The organism is Pseudomonas sp. R76 (assembly GCF_009834565.1).
Classification (GTDB): Bacteria; Pseudomonadota; Gammaproteobacteria; order Pseudomonadales; family Pseudomonadaceae; genus Aquipseudomonas.
Genome location: NZ_CP019428.1, coordinates 6,768,524 through 6,783,703, shown reverse-complemented (window position 1 = coordinate 6,783,703; position 15,180 = coordinate 6,768,524). Strand labels below are relative to the sequence as shown.

The window sequence follows — 15,180 nt, the reverse complement described above, 5'->3', positions numbered from 1 at the left end:
CTGTGGCAACCTACAAGCATCTGAGTATTACACGTGAAGTTCTGGATAACTCGCGTCGGACAAAAAGCCCCCCTCACTTCGTCACCCGCGAAGATCGGCTTGGTCACGGTCAAAAGCTCAACGGTTACTTCGCCACAGCGGAGGGGCTGGCCAAGAAGCAAATTGGCTCTTCAGACAAATCCCCTTATGTTTTAAAGCTGGAATACGAGGGCGCATTGACCTTCGCCAACCTGAATACGCATGGGTTGGAGTTTATCAGCCAAGAAGGCAAGCAACTCTGCGTAGTGTTCGCGAGCGAAGAGGGTTTGGCAAAATTTACCGCCCATCTGCAAAAGCTGGGTGTCATGGACGCCAACTTGACCCATCGCCAGATTCTCGAGGCTATTGCAGGTGTAGATGCCTGGTCCGCAGAAGATCGGAAGAGTTGGGCTCTTAAGAATATAGGCTTGCCAGACACCCTCACCTTCAAGCTCGATGTCGAATTGTGGCCTATTCAGGTCGCGCATCACCCAAGTCGTGTTCAGCTCACAACCTCTTTCGAGACCTGGCTAGCCGCCGAGCACATAAAGAAGCTCGACAGAATCAATCTGGACAGCTTGCTCATGTACCGGGTCGAGGTCACCCCCGAGCAAGCTCAGTTGCTGCTCAACCAGCGCGATGTTCGTCTGGTGGATCTCATCCCAGCCACTGGCATTAGCATTCAACAGCTGAACCGAGACATCAATGAGTTGCCTCTCAACATCCCGCCACCCCCTAATGACGCAGCCCGCGTTTGCATTCTAGACAGCGGCATTAACGGGAATCATCCCCTCCTGAAGCCTGCAATGGCTGAGAGCGCCTCGTTTGTCGATGAGGAGGGGGATGCAGATGAAGCAGGTCACGGCACCGCTGTGGCCGGCGTTGCCCTGTATGGCGACGTTGAGGGTTGTAACAACTCGAATTTCTGGAAGCCGGAGTTCTGGCTCTTCAATGGAAAAGTCATGAAGAAATGTCCGCATACAGGTAATGCGGTTTACGACGAACTCACTCTCGAGGTATCGCTGACGAAGGCTGTAGAGCATTTCGTCGAACTCGGATGCCGGATCTTCAACCTCTCGCTGGGCAACAGTAATGCTCCCTACGATGGTGCTCATGTCAGAGGGCTAGCCTATATCCTGGATGTCCTTTCCCGGCGTTACAACATCTTGTTCGTAGTCTCTACGGGCAATTTCTGTGGCTCCGAAAGCCCACCAGTCCCAACCAACAGTTGGCGCGGCGAGTACCCGGAGTACCTAATCGCTGCCCAGAGCGCCATCATCGACCCCGCACCTGCAATGATGGTGTTGACGGTGGGGAGCATCTCCCGACACAACTCTACGATTGACAGCCAGAAGTATCCGGAGATTTACCATCTTTCACCTGCATCGGAAAACCAACCATCTCCCTTCACTCGGCACGGCCCGTCGGTAAAAGGGGCGATCAAGCCCGAGCTCGTTGCGGCCGGCGGCAATCTCGCCAGCCCTATGAGGCAAGCAAACGCACAATGGGCGCCGCACATGCGAGGTTTGGGCGTGTTAACGCTCAACCACCAGTGGACGGGGAATACGGTTTTCAAGGAAATAAGCGGGACCAGCTTGGCGGCGCCGTACATCACTCACCTAGCCGAGCGCCTGCTGAACGCTTACCCGACGGCGTCTGCGAATATGCTTCGAGCAATGCTGGTGAATCAGGCTTATCTGCCGGATGCGGTCACCTCGACGTTTTCGGAGGAGTTTCGAAAGAGCTACAAGAAGGCGAAAGCCACCTGGAACCGCGACGTAGAAAGGGATGTGGCCGGCTATGGTGTGGTGAGTGAGGCTGATCTTTTTAGGTCTTCCGATAACGTCGTGGTGTTGATGTCAGAGGAAACCATTGAGAACGACGGATGCCAGTTCTTCGAACTGCCGTTGCCGGAGGACTATTTGCGCTCCGCTCGAGGGACCCGAGAGCTTTCAATAACACTGGCTTACTCGCCAGTAGTCCGGACTACCCGGATTGAATATCTGGCTACCCAAATTTATTACCGCTTGGTCACGGGCACCTCGCTGGAAGAGGTACAGAAACACTTTAGCCAGGAGATGAAAAAGAAGACGGAGGTACTCAAAGAAGCCAGGGACACAAATCGCGACATTCCCGCCCAAATGAGAAACCATGGCACGGTTCAGTCTTCTCGCTGGACGTTCAAACAAGGGAAACCCGGAGAGAAGTGGTTTGTGGTCGTGGTCAGGCAGGATCGTGACTGGAATCCCTCGGCCGCAGAAAAGGAACAGTATTCTCTGGTGGTTACGGTGGCCGACCGCGACAACGAGCGGGCTCAGCTCTACACCCAAATCCAGACCCGGATAAATGAGCAGGCTGTGGTCAGGGAGCAGCAAAAGGCCAAGATGACTGCTGTTCGATTGCAGAATTGAGAGTGATCGACATTCGTTGTGATTCCTCTCCAGTAGGTATCCCTAAGCCTTCGGGGTAATGCGATCTTCGGCGCATGCGTACGGCGAGTTCCCCGGCTCGCTGGATGTCATCTATGATGGGTAAGGCGAATGGCCACTCCTCCAGCTTTCCTTGAGAGCCAGGCGAGGCGCTACAAATGGATTTCGCCTCACTCATAGATGACGTTCAGAGGATACCGGTCGGTGAAAATCAGAAAGATCGTGATCAAGAACTTTCGAGGGGTGAAAGCGCTTGATTGGAACGTGCCAACAGCCGACATTTTTTGCTTTATAGGCAAGGGCGACTCCTCAAAATCCACCATCCTAGAAGCCATCCGTTACACGTTCCATCCCCAGTGGAATCTTGCTCTCAGCGATTCAGATTTTTACCAATGCAAGATCGCTGATCCCATTGTCATTGAGATCACAATCGGGCATTTGGCAACTGACTTCTGTGCACTCAATGTAACCGTCCGGTGAAGGCGCCTACCTGTACTGAGCAGGATCAGCAATGAGGTGCAGTCGCCCCGAACCTCACCGTGCAACGGTCTAGATAGGATCCTGAACATTGCTGGCAGGGTCAGCTATGGATGCGTAGGACGTCCCAAGGTAAGGTACGGTCGTCACGCTTGGGTTGATAAGGATTCGCCAAGCAGTGAGTAAGGATAACTTCACAAGGAATTGTCAGTGTACCCACCCGCGTTCCCCCATGACCCTATCACTCCTATTTTCCACAACGTTTACCTAGTTCATGGCAGCATCAGGATCGGCCCTGGAATGCGTATGAACCGAAACATGGTCATTGTCAAAAGTGGCGATGAATTGACCCTCATCAACCCGGTGCGCCTGAGCGATGCCGCACTTAGTCAGCTGGATGCGCTAGGTAATGTTCGCCATGTCCTGCGTTTAGGAGATTTCCATGGTCTAGACGATCGGTTTTACGTTGACCGATATCAGGCGGAGTTCTGGTGCCAATCTCGACCGGAGACTTACAAGGTGCCTATGGCAAACCATGTGATCAACGCAGCAGCGTCTCCGCCGATGCCTGATGCACAGTTTTTCGTGTATGAAGCGGCCAAATACCCTGAGGCGTGCCTTTTGCTGAAGAATCTAAAACTGCTCATCGCCACGGATAGCATTCAATATTGGGCCGACTGGAGTTACACGACTTTCCTTAGCAGATGCGTACTTCGAATGATGGGTTTTAAGCTGACGCTACTCATTGGCGGCCCTTGGCTGAAACGCGTCACGCCGGAGGGGGGCAGCCTTGTCGCCGACTTCGAGAGGCTTCTGAGGCTTGACTTCGAACATGTCGTAGGCGCTCACGGCCAACTCTTGCATGACGCAGCCAAACCTATGCTTGAAGCGGCAATTGCTAAGGCATTGCCAGATTGAGCAGGCGATAGCTTGCTTCCGACAAGCGTGCGACCGAATCGCTCTACGTTAGTCAGGCCGGTATCCACCGATGCGGCAGCAGCTGCTCGATCTCACCCGCGCGCTGGGTTGGCAGGCGTATCGTCCGTCTGCCGAACCTACCTTCCTGATGCTTACGCTTAGGGCGATGGAGTCCATCTATTGAGATGCCCTCTCTCGTCGGGCAAACTCCGGTTGCTTCATTGGCCGATAACAGGAGTTTACGGATGCCATTTCCACTGACGGAACATAATGCCTTGCTGGCCCTGAAGGGCGTAGGGCCGGCCGTTATCGCTCGCCTTGAGCAGATGGGCATTGACTCGCTAGCTGTGCTCAGCAAAGCGAATGCTTGTGACATCCTGGCTCAGGCATCGGCAGCAGTGGGATCGACTTGCTGGAAGAATAGCCCCCAAGCTCGGGCCGCCATTACCGCGGCCATTGAGTTTGCAAAGGACTCTCGGTTGAGCACACCTGGTGCGTAAAGCTGATCGCTTATTTCAATTGGTAAATCTGATTCGTGTCCATCAGCCAATCTCTGCTGAGCGACTGGCTAGCCGAATTGGCGTTTCCGTTCGCTCAATCTATCGATACATCGACGACCTTTCCTTCAGTGGAATCCCAATCTATGGTACCGCTGGCGTGGGGTATGCCTTGGATGCCGATTTTGAGATGCCGCCTTTAACGTTGAACAGGCTCGAACTGGATGCATTGATGCTCGGGATGGAAATGCTTTCAGCTTCCGCCGATAACGATCTAAGTGCTGCTGCGAGGATGTTGTTGAGCAAAATCTCAGCGTCCATAGTCCATCACAAGGTTGACCCCGGCGCGGCAAAAATCAGGGCACTTGGAACAACACCTTCCTCGACGCGGGGCCATCTGGCAACCCTTCGAAATGCCATCGAAAACACTCAGGCGCTGAAGATAACTTATACCAGCTTGGACGGTGCGGTTTCGCAACGCCTCATTTCCCCCCTTGGCCTTTTCTACTGGGGAGGAAAGTGGACGGTTGGAAGCTGGTGTAGTACCAGGGCGGCTTACCGTGATTTTCGGGTTGATCGCATAACCTCCATCGCTATTGCCCGACAACCATCACCCGACAATCCTGCCCTTGATCTCCAAACGTATATGAAGCACCAGGCAAGCCAGTGGAAAGCGATTACCACTACTGACACTACGCTGTCAGTATGAGCCACTGATAATTGGGACTCCTTAACACACAGAAGGTCATCCCTATGCAGCACTCATCTCATGTACTCGAATTAGCCATTTTCAAGGTCAAACAGGAATGCGTTGCGCAAGTGCCTGTGCTCCGCGCAGGGCTTCGTGAAACGTTAAAGACCTTTCCTGGTTTGATCGAGTACCGTGCCTACTGCCCTATGAGCGACGACCGAGTCTTCGCGGACTTAGCAATGTGGGACAGTCTTGAGAACGCACAAAAAGTGGCAAAGGCGTTCAACGATGGAGATCCGAGATTCTCTGAGTATATGCACGCTATTGAAAACCTGACGTTCATGAGCCACCTCGTTCCAGAGATGAGTTGACCCCGACGGACTGTCGGAGCAGGCAAGCGACACCGATGCCTTTGCTGTCAGGCATCGTTGTCGTCACTTCCAGTGTAAGTGTTCTCAGGTCACCTATTGCTAGGTTCCGGGCTGCGAACTGACGTTATATGGTAAAACCGTTTCGAAAAAACGTATCGTCCGCCCTCACACCTTGCGTGACTAAACCGGTTGCCACTTATGCGGCAGCAACTGATCGATTTCACTCGCCCGCTGCGTCGGCAGGCGCGTGAGAACATCCTTCAGATAGGCATACGGATCATGACCATTCAGCCGCGCAGACTGGATCAAACTCATGATCGCCGCCGCCCGTTTTCCGCTGCGTAGCGACCCTGCGAAGAGCCAGTTCTTGCGACCCAACGCTCAGGGCCGGATCTGGTTCTCGCACCAATTATTGTCAATGGGTACGGCCCCGTCATCCAGGTAGCGCGACAGCGCTGCCCAGCGTTTCAGGCTGTAATCCAGTGCTCTGCTGATGGCTGAGCCTTCAGGCACGAGATCGCGCTGGGCGAGCATCCAGGCATGCAGCATAGCCATCACCGGGACGGCTTTTTCTTGCCGTATTCGGCAGCGTAAATCCGGCTCCAGGTCACGGATTTCGCTCTCGATTTCGTACAGCAGTTGGATATAGCGCAGGGCCTGCTCGGCGAGCATGCTCTTATTGGTGGCGTGCAGTTCGAAGAACTTGCGCCGCGCATGGGCCATGCAGCCGATCTCGGTCACGCCGAGTTCGAAGCTGGCCTTGTAACCGCCAAAATCATCACACACCAGCTTGCCCCTCCAGTCTTGCAGGAAGTTACGAGCGTGCTCACCCGCGCGGCTGGGGCTGAAATCGTAAACGACAGCCGCTGTTTCGCAGAATTGGCTGGTGGCGTAGGCCCAGACATAAGAGCGGTGGGTTTTCTTCGAACCCGGAGCGAGCATCTGTACCGGTGTTTCATCGGCGTGGATGACCTGCTGCCCGAGCACTACGTCGCGTAGCGCATCGACCAGAGGCTGCAACTGCACGCCAGTAACGCCAACCCATTGAGCCAAGGTTGAACGAGGGATCGCCAAGCCTGCCCGACCAAAAATCGATTCCTGGCGGTAAAGCGGCAGATGGTCGGCAAACTTGGCGATCATGACGTGGGCCAGCAACCCGGCAGTCGGGATGCCCTTGTCGATGACCTGCGCCGGAACCGGCGCCTGGATCAGCGTTTCGCAGTCATCACAGACCCATTTGCCCCGGACATGACGCTCGACGCTAAACACGCCGGGCGTATAGTCCAGCTTCTCGCTGACGTCCTCACCGATGCGTTTGAGTGCGCAGCCACATGGGCAGTGAGTGGTGTCCGGTTCGTGATGGATCAACGTGCGTGGAAACTCTGCCGGCAACGCAGTGCGTTTAGGCTTTTTCTTTTTCCCGGCCGGTGTCGGAGCGTTTTGCAAGGCTTGAAACTCAGCTTCAATCGCCGCGATATCGGTATCGATCAGGTCATCGAGCAAGCTGGCCTGCTGCGGATTCAACTGCTCGCTGCGCTTGGCAAACTTCAAGCGCTTGAGCTGCGCGATCTCGTGCGTCAGCTTCTCGATGACTGTTTGATCGCGATGGATCTTCTTGCCCATGGTGTCGACCTGCGACAGCAACTGCGCAGCCAAGGCACGCAGTTGGTCGGGGGACATTTGGTCGAGATTGGGTGAAGAAGTCATGCCGCGGATTTTGCCAGAGCAGGCAGTTCGCGGCGATAGACCGATAGGTTAATGGCAGCCCTTAAAGCAGTGTGATCGCGCCACCAGAACCCACGCGTTGCCATGGCAAGCCCAGTACCAAGGCTTGAAGTTGCTCGGCATCCAATTCCATTTCAGAGCCATGCCGAATGCCTGGCCAGTGAAACTTACCTTGGTTCAACCGGCGAGCAGCCAGCCAGATGCCGAAGCCGTCATGCTCCAGAACTTTCATCCGAGTGGCGCGGCGGTTGGCGAACAGATAAGCACAGTGCGGCTTCGCCGCACCGAACACCGCGATCACTCTGGCCAACGCGGTCTCGGTGCCTGCGCGCATGTCCATCGGCTCGGTGGCGAGCCAGATGGAATCGATGCGTATCATCGGGCGAGTCCTCGGATGAAGCGGGCGCATCCCTCGGGATCTGAGGATGGCCACTTCACCGTGAGCGTTTGCTGGCCAAGCGGTAATTCAATGATCGTCAACGCTTCAGCCTTTCGTTTTGGTTCGACTTACCACTCAATAAGTACGGACTTCACCTAAGGGGCTGCCAAGCTGACCGCGGCGCAGAGCTTGAGCGAGCTATTGGCCAATGCATCGAGGACCGCGAGGAGTTCGCTCGATGTCGACCGGGCTGTCACCCTGACCAACTTCGACAATGCAGCAACCAAATCACAAGAGATTGCGAAGCTCTTGGGTGTCCCTGTACTTGATGCCTATAAGGCCCATCTCGACTTGGCGTCCATCAACCTAAAAGTTGGCGGTCTTTCCCTGCATGACGGCGAAATCCCATTGCGCCAGTTAGGTCTGGGATCTCGCCGAATGCTTCAGTGTGGAATCCAGAAAGCGGGTCTGGAGGAAGGCCATATCACATTGTTCGATGAGTTGGAGTTCGGCCTCGAGCGTTTGCTACAAGAAATGCGCTTTCATGGCCGTGCCGTGGTCGCCGGATCTGTAATGGGCTGGGGTCAACCGCTTGAAAATGAATTTGATCTTGTGGTGTTTCTTTATCTTCCTGTTGAACTCAGGTTAGAGAGGCTAGAACGTCGAGAGATAAAACGTTTCGGTCAAGCAAAACCGGAGTTTCTGGCCTGGGCTGCGCAGTATGAAGAGGGAGGTCTCCCCGGACGGAGCTTAGCCAGACATCGGGAATGGTTGGCTGCTCGTAACTGTGCGGTCTTAAGGCTAGAGGGGAACATGTCCGTAATGGTTCGGGTACGGCAAATACTTGATGCAGTCGATGGACTAAACCACACGCCGCCAGCCATGTGAATGTAAGTCGGCTAGCCGCTTACGCAGGAGCTCCGGAAAGAATTGGATCTGGCGGTCCTCTCTATGCCTAAGAGGCGGTAGCCGAACTAATTTTCAAATGAATTCAAAGATGTCACTTCAATGAGGAGTTCATGCTCAGTGATCTGTTCATTTCTTGAACGATGGGAATGCCTGCACACTTGTACGATGCTGTTCTATCGTCTCAGATAGGTTGTGTAGTCGACAGTAATCCTCCCAACTCATCTCGACCATTTCAGCTATTTCTTGATGGGCTGCATGCAGTTGGCTCTGTAGTTGTTCTTCAGAAGTGGTGCTTAGCTGCAATATCAACTCCCATTGGGCAATTCCACGTCGCTCAGCTTCATCGTCTAATTCCTGTTCAATCTGCTCTTCATTCGAACTAAAAACAGAGCCACTGTCATTTAGAGTTAGCTTGGCAGTGAGGAGGAGGAAGAGTTCGTGCTCGGATTTATTTTGTGGCATGGGGGCTCTTCCGATTGTCGCGTCCCATTGGACTCTTCATGGTCGAATTACCTGCGTTGACGATTTCGAAGATCTGGATGGAGATCCAACCAATAGGGAGCGCGTGGCGATCATTTCGCCGATTTGCGCGCCTTGCTCCAGTGCCTTGCGCTGCTCGTCGGTTGGGTTGAAGGGCTTACCCTTTTCTACGCCCAGGGCGGCAAGCATGGCCATATCGAAACGATCACATTCGTTGACTGGATTCGTCTGGATAATCTGGTGCAAATGTTCCCAATAGGCCATACCTCGAGGGTGCGCGGCAGACCAGATACTGCTGCTGGCGGACAGCAGTTTGTTCTTGCCCGGTTTGTCTTGTTCGGCATAGGGATAGATCTTCATTTTTTTGATCAGCGCTTTACCCTTGACTGGGTTGGGTACGCGAAGGCTCAACAGCACGTTCGTGGTTTCCGATCTAGCCAATTCAAACTTTCCGACATCAGCGGGAGGTTCTACTCCTGAAGGTACTACCAGAAATTTGCCACCCTTCTCTTGCTCCCGACTGACTTGCCCCATGTCGATGATAACTCGCTGCCAGAAGTCGCCGACGCCACCCACAGCCGTTGGATCGGGGGGGAGCTCGATCACCAGTGGACCTGTTTCATTGAGGTCTACGAACGCTAGAATGTAAGCCGTCGCAGGGTTTTCGACTTGGGCGCCAAGCGTATTTTCGTCGCCGCTTAGCATCATCAGATCACCGCTGTGGGTATCCAGTTTGTTGCCGATTTCATCCTGCAACTGGGTGTAGAACACCAATGGCAGCGCCCACAGGTAGCTCTGGATCGCCTGTTGGAAGTCAGACTCGGCGAAAATCTGGTCGATGGAATTGGGAGCAGATAATTCTTCATCCTGTTCTGCAGTGGACGAAGTGATTGGTGGACCGATGTCTAGCTGCTTCCATTCACCTGGCATTGGGAAAATGTCGGAAAAGCCCTGCTCGCCAATGCCAGAGTTATTAGCGATGTGAGCGCCGGGATTGCCATAAATCGGAAAAGCGGCCCGCAGCGGTAGAACGCTGTTGGTGTGTATATGGGTGTCGTATTGACTGAGCTTGGCTGTGCAATAGTCCTGAGGGAAGGTATTGGGTGCCAAATTAAGCGGTTCGTGACTGTGGATGGCCGTGTCGGCCGGAACGCAAAATGCAGCAGTGAATGTTGCTGCCGAGAGTAAAACCTGAGCGCACGTAAATTTAGACATGGGTCCCCCGATCCTTACTCTGTTCGCGTGGCGCTTGCCCCGCGGTCGGGCCGATGCGCGCATACCCTGTTCTTGCGCTTGGATTTGTTCGAGGGCGACTTATCATCCGGCGCTGGATTGAGCAGAGACATTTTCATCAGCGCTCTCAGCGCAGACAGGGCGGTTTGCACGGCACTGATCACTTCAGTCAGGCCGACGAAAGACCCCGGGTAGGGGATACTGGTTTTCTCGCCGGGTCGGGCGATGTCACCGTTCGGAGTGGATTGATTTCTCAATGGTCCGGTCCTTGTTACAGCTCGGCGTTGGCGATACCGAATGAAATTGCCTCTATGAGGTTGAACGGCAGGGTTTCCAGTAGGAGGAGCGGACTGAAAGTTGTGAATAGGGGCTCGGCGAAGTTGTCGGCTCGCAGTCGGAAATTTAGGATTTTTATTGGCTTTCGTATCTCATCCCTTTTTTTTATCGCACCTGAAACGTTTCAGCGCAACCGCCTTACCTCTCGTTGAGTGCGACAATCTGTCCCGTGGTCATGGCTCTAGGCCATGCCTTCCGGGGCTTAGGAGTTTCAAAAAAGACAAAAATTAATTGTTAAAAAATATTAAAACCTCACTTGAACCGACCAAAAGCGCTTTGAGCCGATCCCGTCGGAGCGCTTTAATACTGCGGATTTTTCAAAAAAAGGATGGCCATGTCCGTCCACTGCTCGGGTTCAATTGAAGTCCGGACTGTGCACCCGTCACCCTTGATTTGGGCATCCCGTACATGCTATTGCTAAAAAACGACGAGCCACTTCGTAGGAAGTTATCCAGCCCTATGCATGGAATCACACGCATCAATCGCCATTCTGGCCCATTGCACGCATCCCTGTTTGCGCACTGTGGGCCTCACGTTAAACGCTACATAAATGTAGCCACAGGGTTCGTTACGCACCGCTCCACACTCTCCGCTTCACACGGCTTGCCAACTTGTTTCTCTGGCAGTTGCGCCTATCGGCGCCATCTTTACGTCCCTCCGCCTAGCTTTCTAATCGTTTAGTCACTGAACCTGCGCCGTCACTTTCCGCTTCGTCGCGGTGAGTTCTACTCGCCTGCTTTTTCTATCCGAATTCGTCACTACCTGAGTGAAATACAGACCGGTCGGCATCCAGGCTCAAACGGCATCAACTTCGGGTCACGACAGAGTGCTGCCGCAGTGCCTCTTGCACGAGGTTGACTGGCGGTGAGCGATCCCACGTTACAAGGAGCATCAGCCAATGATTTTTTTCCAGGGGAAGAGAATACTCAGCGCCATCTTCGATATGGATGGCACCATGTTTGATACAGAGCGGTTGCGCTTCAGAACCCTCAAACAGGCTTCCAACGAGCTTTTCGGCAAGCCGCTCAGCGAGGAAACCTTGATCGGCTCACTGGGCTTGAGCGCGAAGAAGGCCGAAGCGCTCGCGAAGGCGCACAACGGTGAAGATTTCCCCTACGCGCAGATCCGCCAGCGGGCTGATGAACTTGAACTGGAGTACGTGCGTCATCACGGCGTACCCATCAAGGCGGGTTTGCTGGAGGTGCTGGAGCGGTTACGCAAATGCGGCCTGACCATGGCGGTCGCTACTTCAAGCCGCCGAGCCATTGCCGAGGAATACCTGATCAATGCCAACGTGCTCAAGTACTTCGACATTACTGTGTGTGGCGACGAAGTCAGCCAGGGCAAGCCTCACCCCGAGATATTCTTGCGCGCGGCCGGCGCCCTCAATTGCGCGCCTGGCAGTTGCTTCATGGTCGAAGACTCTGAAAACGGTTTGCTGTCGGCAATCCGTGCGGAAGGGCAGCCGATCCTGATTGAAGACATCAAGCCGCCCGCCACCGAGGTCAAGGCCGGAGCGCTCAAGGCGTACCACAGCATGCACGAGTTTCTCGCAGACTTAAGCGAGTGCATCCCCCACTTGGGCACACCAGAATTGAGCGAGCCTTTTCCCCAGGCGCTGAACCAATTCCGCGTGGGTATTCATGGCTTTGGGGCCATCGGTGGTGGATACCTAACGCAAGTCTTCTCCCACTGGGACGGCTACACCCGGCCTAGTGAAATTATCGCAGCTACCCGGTCGCGCATGCTGCGTGAGACTGTCGCGGCGTTTGGCCGGTACAGCGTGCGTTACGGCGCGACATCCTTCGATCAGACCATCGAAAACATGCGAATGATCGACATGGATGACGCCGAAGCGGTGATAGATATGTATGACGTCGCAGAGATCGTTGGACTTAGCTTGCCCGAGCAAGCCATCCGCAAACAGGCAGGGGTAATCGCCAAGGGGCTGTTACGACGCTTTGAGCACCGCGGCCGCGAACTCACGATCTTGATTGTGTTGAACAAGGTAGGTGGCGCCGCCTTCGTTCGCCGGCACGTCGAAGCGGAGTTGGCGCTGTTGTGCTCGGTAGATATCTGCCAGCAGATCTTGAACAAGACCCACTTTGCCGAAACCGTGGTCAGCCGCATCGTCAACAAGATCAGCAATGATGCCTTGCTGAGACAACTGCGGATAAAGTCGCAAATGTTCCAAAACAGCATGGACGACGAGCAAATCGCGGCACCCAAACCTGCCACTCCGTTGCCTGAATACGAACGGTTGATTGGTCGATTTCGCCCGTTCACCCAGTCCAGTTGCGCACTCAACCAGATGCATTTGATTCTGTTCAACAGCGAGCCGGACATGCCCCTGTACGTGGAGCGCGGCAGCGGTCTGCTGGAGCGGCTGCGCCAGGTGAAGACCGTCGACGATATCGCGCAAATCCAGGTCATCAAGAACCGCCTATGGAACGGCCCTCACGCGATTATTGCCTGGTATGCCAGCTTACTGGGGTACGACTGGGTGGGCCAGGGCATGGGCGACCCGCGTGTCGACGCTTTGGCGGAGCGCTTGATCCGTCAGGAGGTGGCCCCTGCTTTGCTGGCAGACAATGCACAGATGAACGAGGCCGTCGCCGGTTTTGCTCAAACCTTCTTGGAGCGCTGCAAAACCTCCTTCAAGGACCCTTGCGCCCGTGTAGCGCGCGACCCTCTGCGCAAGTTACAACGCAACGAGCGCATTCTGAGCAGCATCGAACTCGCCAGAAAACACGGCATTGATACCCCTGCTCTGGAGTTCGGCGCTGCATTGGCCATCCATTACGCACTGCGTTCGACCGACAGCAAAGAACAGGAGTGCTTTCAGATAAGGAAGCTTTACGATGACACTGGCAGTGTTGAGAACGTACTGACTTATACGGGGAACTACAACGGTAAGCCCTATCCTGGGTTAGATCCGCTTACTGATGCGACTCTGATAGAGGCGATTTCGGGGCATTTTCGGCAGCTTGTGGAACCTATCTCGGCTCACTGGGATTGGCCACTTCAGGTTGGATCGTAGCCGTCCATGTCGTAACTACGCAGGGGAGTCTTACGCGTTTTACCCAGACGTTCCTGAACCGCTACAGCGCTTTGTCTGTTCAACATAACCATCTGGCCAGATTCATGCCCGCAACTCTCGGGCGCGTTTGGCGCCGGCGAGGACGAACTGCTTTCGCAAGGCAGTCGCCGGCACCTTCTCTCTTTCCTGTTCGACGTGCTCTTTGTACCGGCAAAACCAGCGATCCGGAATATAGATATATGCAACGAGATGTAGGAAAAACCACCATGAAAAAGGCAGACCCCCCTCATATCCTATCGTTTCCGGCGGCTATCAGACTTAGTGAGGATATCCTGTCGGTCTTGGAGGATTACCGCATTGCCAGAAAGGCTTGGCTGGATGCATCAGACGACGCGCCGGATATGAAAGAGCTGGAGCGCGCGTTTCATTCCGCGGCGGCCGAGTTAGCGAGTTGGGTTGACGCCGAGATTAATTTTCAGCTGGAACTCGCCGGGCGAAAATTACCAGCACCATGCGTTTCGCCAAGCCCGGGATGCATTCATTGCGTTGGACATGAGCGTGATGTGTGACAGCTTGACGGATACATCTATTACACCGCTGGTGGATGTCGCAAGAGTGACCCTTTTAGCCGACTGGAGGGGGTATACGGCCTGGTCATCCTGCGCTTTGCGGCACTGGCGCTACCGAGTCTGGTCACCTGTGCTTGCGGTGCTGAGCTGTATGTGTTGGCGCTGATACGATTTTGACCCAGTCTGCCGGACTTCGTTGACCCACCCGAAAACTCAGAAAACGAAGACCTCGCGCGGGATTTAAAAGGGTATGTTTGGGTCAGTCAAATTCAGCAGCCTGGGTCAAAATCGTATCAGCGCCAACAGCGCAAGGCCTGCGAAATGAGTTTTTATCAGACCTAATCATGCTAGCAGGGACGCTGATAGGGCAATATCTGCTCAGCTTGCATTGACCGACTTCTGACGACGACAACAGAACCCAATTAAAAAGGACTGATATGGATATTTGGGCAGCCAACAAGCTTTTCTATTTCATCGCTTTCGTCGTTCCCGGATTCATCAGCCTGAAGATGTACGCGCTTCTTCAGCCGACGCAAGTCAAAGACTCAGCGCAACAGTTAATAGACGCCGTCGCCTATAGCTCCATCAACTACGCGCTGCTATTGGGGCCGATTTACGCAGTAGAGAACTTCAACCTCAGAGCATCCTATCCAACGCTTTATGTGTTGTTTTACATCCTTGTAGTGCTGGTTGCTCCGATTGCTTGGGCATGGGCCTTTCTATGGCTTCGCAAAACCCAGCTGCTGCAACGATCGCTTGCGCACCCCACGGGAAAACCTTGGGATTTTGTGTTCAGCCAGCGAGGTCGCTATTGGGTGATAGTGACCTTGGTTGACGGACGTCAAATCGCGGGCCGCTTCGACACAAAGTCTTTTGCTTCGAGCAGTCCGGCACCGGAGCAGATATACCTCGAAGAGGCATGGGTTTTGAGCGAGGGAGGGGGATTCGAACGAAAGAGAAATGACTCCGCCGGTATCATCATACTTGCCAAAGAAATAGCTACACTTGAGCTCTTCAACCTCAAAGACGCTGAGGAAAATGAAAATGTCGAACAAGAAAAATGACTCATCTGAAAGAGTTGCCCCTCCTTCCAAAAAGCGCGATACAG

At 54.2% G+C, this 15,180-nt stretch carries 13 protein-coding genes and 1 pseudogene; 10 read left to right on the top strand and 4 right to left on the bottom strand.

Features of this window, described 5'->3' with window-relative positions; genetic code table 11:
• The first annotated feature begins 2 nt into the window (after positions 1 to 2).
• The 6 genes from PspR76_RS30780 (at position 3) to PspR76_RS30755 (ending at position 5,401) form a co-directional block, all read left to right on the top strand.
• Positions 3 to 2,429: a S8 family peptidase gene (locus tag PspR76_RS30780; protein WP_159961235.1), complete on the top strand. Its 2,427-nt coding sequence runs from the start codon at positions 3 to 5 to the stop codon at positions 2,427 to 2,429.
• Between the two features lie 222 nt (positions 2,430 to 2,651).
• Complete coding sequence (locus PspR76_RS30775; RefSeq protein ID WP_202982178.1) at positions 2,652 to 2,927, top strand: AAA family ATPase; 276 nt, start codon at positions 2,652 to 2,654, stop codon at positions 2,925 to 2,927.
• Positions 2,928 to 3,230: 303 nt separating this feature from the next.
• Positions 3,231 to 3,842, top strand: a complete 612-nt coding sequence (locus tag PspR76_RS30770; RefSeq protein ID WP_237235708.1) for a hypothetical protein — start codon at positions 3,231 to 3,233, stop codon at positions 3,840 to 3,842.
• A 245-nt stretch (positions 3,843 to 4,087) separates the two neighbouring features.
• The gene (locus tag PspR76_RS31400) at positions 4,088 to 4,342 is read left to right on the top strand and encodes a helix-hairpin-helix domain-containing protein (RefSeq protein WP_159961231.1); all 255 of its coding nucleotides are present in this window, start codon (positions 4,088 to 4,090) and stop codon (positions 4,340 to 4,342) included.
• The gene (locus tag PspR76_RS30760) at positions 4,335 to 5,048 is read left to right on the top strand and encodes a helix-turn-helix transcriptional regulator (protein ID WP_159961229.1); all 714 of its coding nucleotides are present in this window, start codon (positions 4,335 to 4,337) and stop codon (positions 5,046 to 5,048) included. Before PspR76_RS31400 ends, PspR76_RS30760 begins: the two co-directional genes overlap by 8 nt.
• 44 nt (positions 5,049 to 5,092) lie before the next feature.
• On the top strand, positions 5,093 to 5,401 hold the full coding sequence (locus PspR76_RS30755) for a hypothetical protein (RefSeq protein WP_159961227.1): 309 nt from the start codon (positions 5,093 to 5,095) through the stop codon (positions 5,399 to 5,401).
• Between the two features lie 180 nt (positions 5,402 to 5,581).
• On the opposite strand, the pseudogene tnpC reads toward PspR76_RS30755, so the two are convergent.
• A pseudogene (gene tnpC / locus PspR76_RS30750) lies at positions 5,582 to 7,108 on the bottom strand (IS66 family transposase).
• Between the two features lie 61 nt (positions 7,109 to 7,169).
• Positions 7,170 to 7,505, bottom strand: a complete 336-nt coding sequence (gene tnpB / locus PspR76_RS31395; protein WP_159961226.1) for an IS66 family insertion sequence element accessory protein TnpB — start codon at positions 7,503 to 7,505, stop codon at positions 7,170 to 7,172.
• Between the two features lie 189 nt (positions 7,506 to 7,694).
• Between tnpB and PspR76_RS31150 the strand changes: the two genes are divergently transcribed.
• Positions 7,695 to 8,393, top strand: a complete 699-nt coding sequence (locus PspR76_RS31150; RefSeq protein ID WP_202982176.1) for a hypothetical protein — start codon at positions 7,695 to 7,697, stop codon at positions 8,391 to 8,393.
• A 147-nt stretch (positions 8,394 to 8,540) separates the two neighbouring features.
• Here PspR76_RS31150 and PspR76_RS30730 read toward each other — a convergent pair whose 3' ends face one another.
• Positions 8,541 to 8,876: a DUF6388 family protein gene (locus PspR76_RS30730; protein WP_159961225.1), complete on the bottom strand. Its 336-nt coding sequence runs from the start codon at positions 8,874 to 8,876 to the stop codon at positions 8,541 to 8,543.
• Between the two features lie 36 nt (positions 8,877 to 8,912).
• Entirely contained in the window at positions 8,913 to 10,109 is a 1,197-nt protein-coding gene (locus PspR76_RS30725) for a DUF1254 domain-containing protein (protein WP_237235707.1), read from the bottom strand.
• 1,252 nt (positions 10,110 to 11,361) lie between these two features.
• On the opposite strand from PspR76_RS30725, the gene mtlD reads away from it, so the two are divergent.
• The 3 genes from mtlD to PspR76_RS30710 all read left to right on the top strand — a co-directional run bounded on the left by mtlD (position 11,362) and on the right by PspR76_RS30710 (position 15,136).
• Complete coding sequence (gene mtlD / locus PspR76_RS30720; protein ID WP_159961224.1) at positions 11,362 to 13,503, top strand: bifunctional mannitol-1-phosphate dehydrogenase/phosphatase; 2,142 nt, start codon at positions 11,362 to 11,364, stop codon at positions 13,501 to 13,503.
• A gap of 266 nt (positions 13,504 to 13,769) precedes the next feature.
• On the top strand, positions 13,770 to 14,072 hold the full coding sequence (locus PspR76_RS30715; RefSeq protein ID WP_159961223.1) for a hypothetical protein: 303 nt from the start codon (positions 13,770 to 13,772) through the stop codon (positions 14,070 to 14,072).
• A 437-nt stretch (positions 14,073 to 14,509) separates the two neighbouring features.
• Positions 14,510 to 15,136: a DUF6338 family protein gene (locus PspR76_RS30710; RefSeq protein ID WP_046070192.1), complete on the top strand. Its 627-nt coding sequence runs from the start codon at positions 14,510 to 14,512 to the stop codon at positions 15,134 to 15,136.
• Positions 15,137 to 15,180 lie beyond the last annotated feature (44 nt).

What these genes read in the sequence shown, in the direction of transcription:
- PspR76_RS30770 (WP_237235708.1), top strand. Translation starts at nt 3,231, where the DNA reads ATGAACCGAAACATGGTCATTGTCAAAAGTGGCGATGAATTGACCCTC.
- mtlD (WP_159961224.1), top strand. Translation starts at nt 11,362, where the DNA reads ATGATTTTTTTCCAGGGGAAGAGAATACTCAGCGCCATCTTCGATATG.
- PspR76_RS30710 (WP_046070192.1), top strand. Translation starts at nt 14,510, where the DNA reads ATGGATATTTGGGCAGCCAACAAGCTTTTCTATTTCATCGCTTTCGTC.
- PspR76_RS30725 (WP_237235707.1), bottom strand. Translation starts at nt 10,109, where the DNA reads ATGTCTAAATTTACGTGCGCTCAGGTTTTACTCTCGGCAGCAACATTC.
- PspR76_RS30755 (WP_159961227.1), top strand. Translation starts at nt 5,093, where the DNA reads ATGCAGCACTCATCTCATGTACTCGAATTAGCCATTTTCAAGGTCAAA.
- tnpB (WP_159961226.1), bottom strand. Translation starts at nt 7,505, where the DNA reads ATGATACGCATCGATTCCATCTGGCTCGCCACCGAGCCGATGGACATG.
- PspR76_RS30730 (WP_159961225.1), bottom strand. Translation starts at nt 8,876, where the DNA reads ATGCCACAAAATAAATCCGAGCACGAACTCTTCCTCCTCCTCACTGCC.
- PspR76_RS31400 (WP_159961231.1), top strand. Translation starts at nt 4,088, where the DNA reads ATGCCATTTCCACTGACGGAACATAATGCCTTGCTGGCCCTGAAGGGC.
- PspR76_RS30715 (WP_159961223.1), top strand. Translation starts at nt 13,770, where the DNA reads ATGAAAAAGGCAGACCCCCCTCATATCCTATCGTTTCCGGCGGCTATC.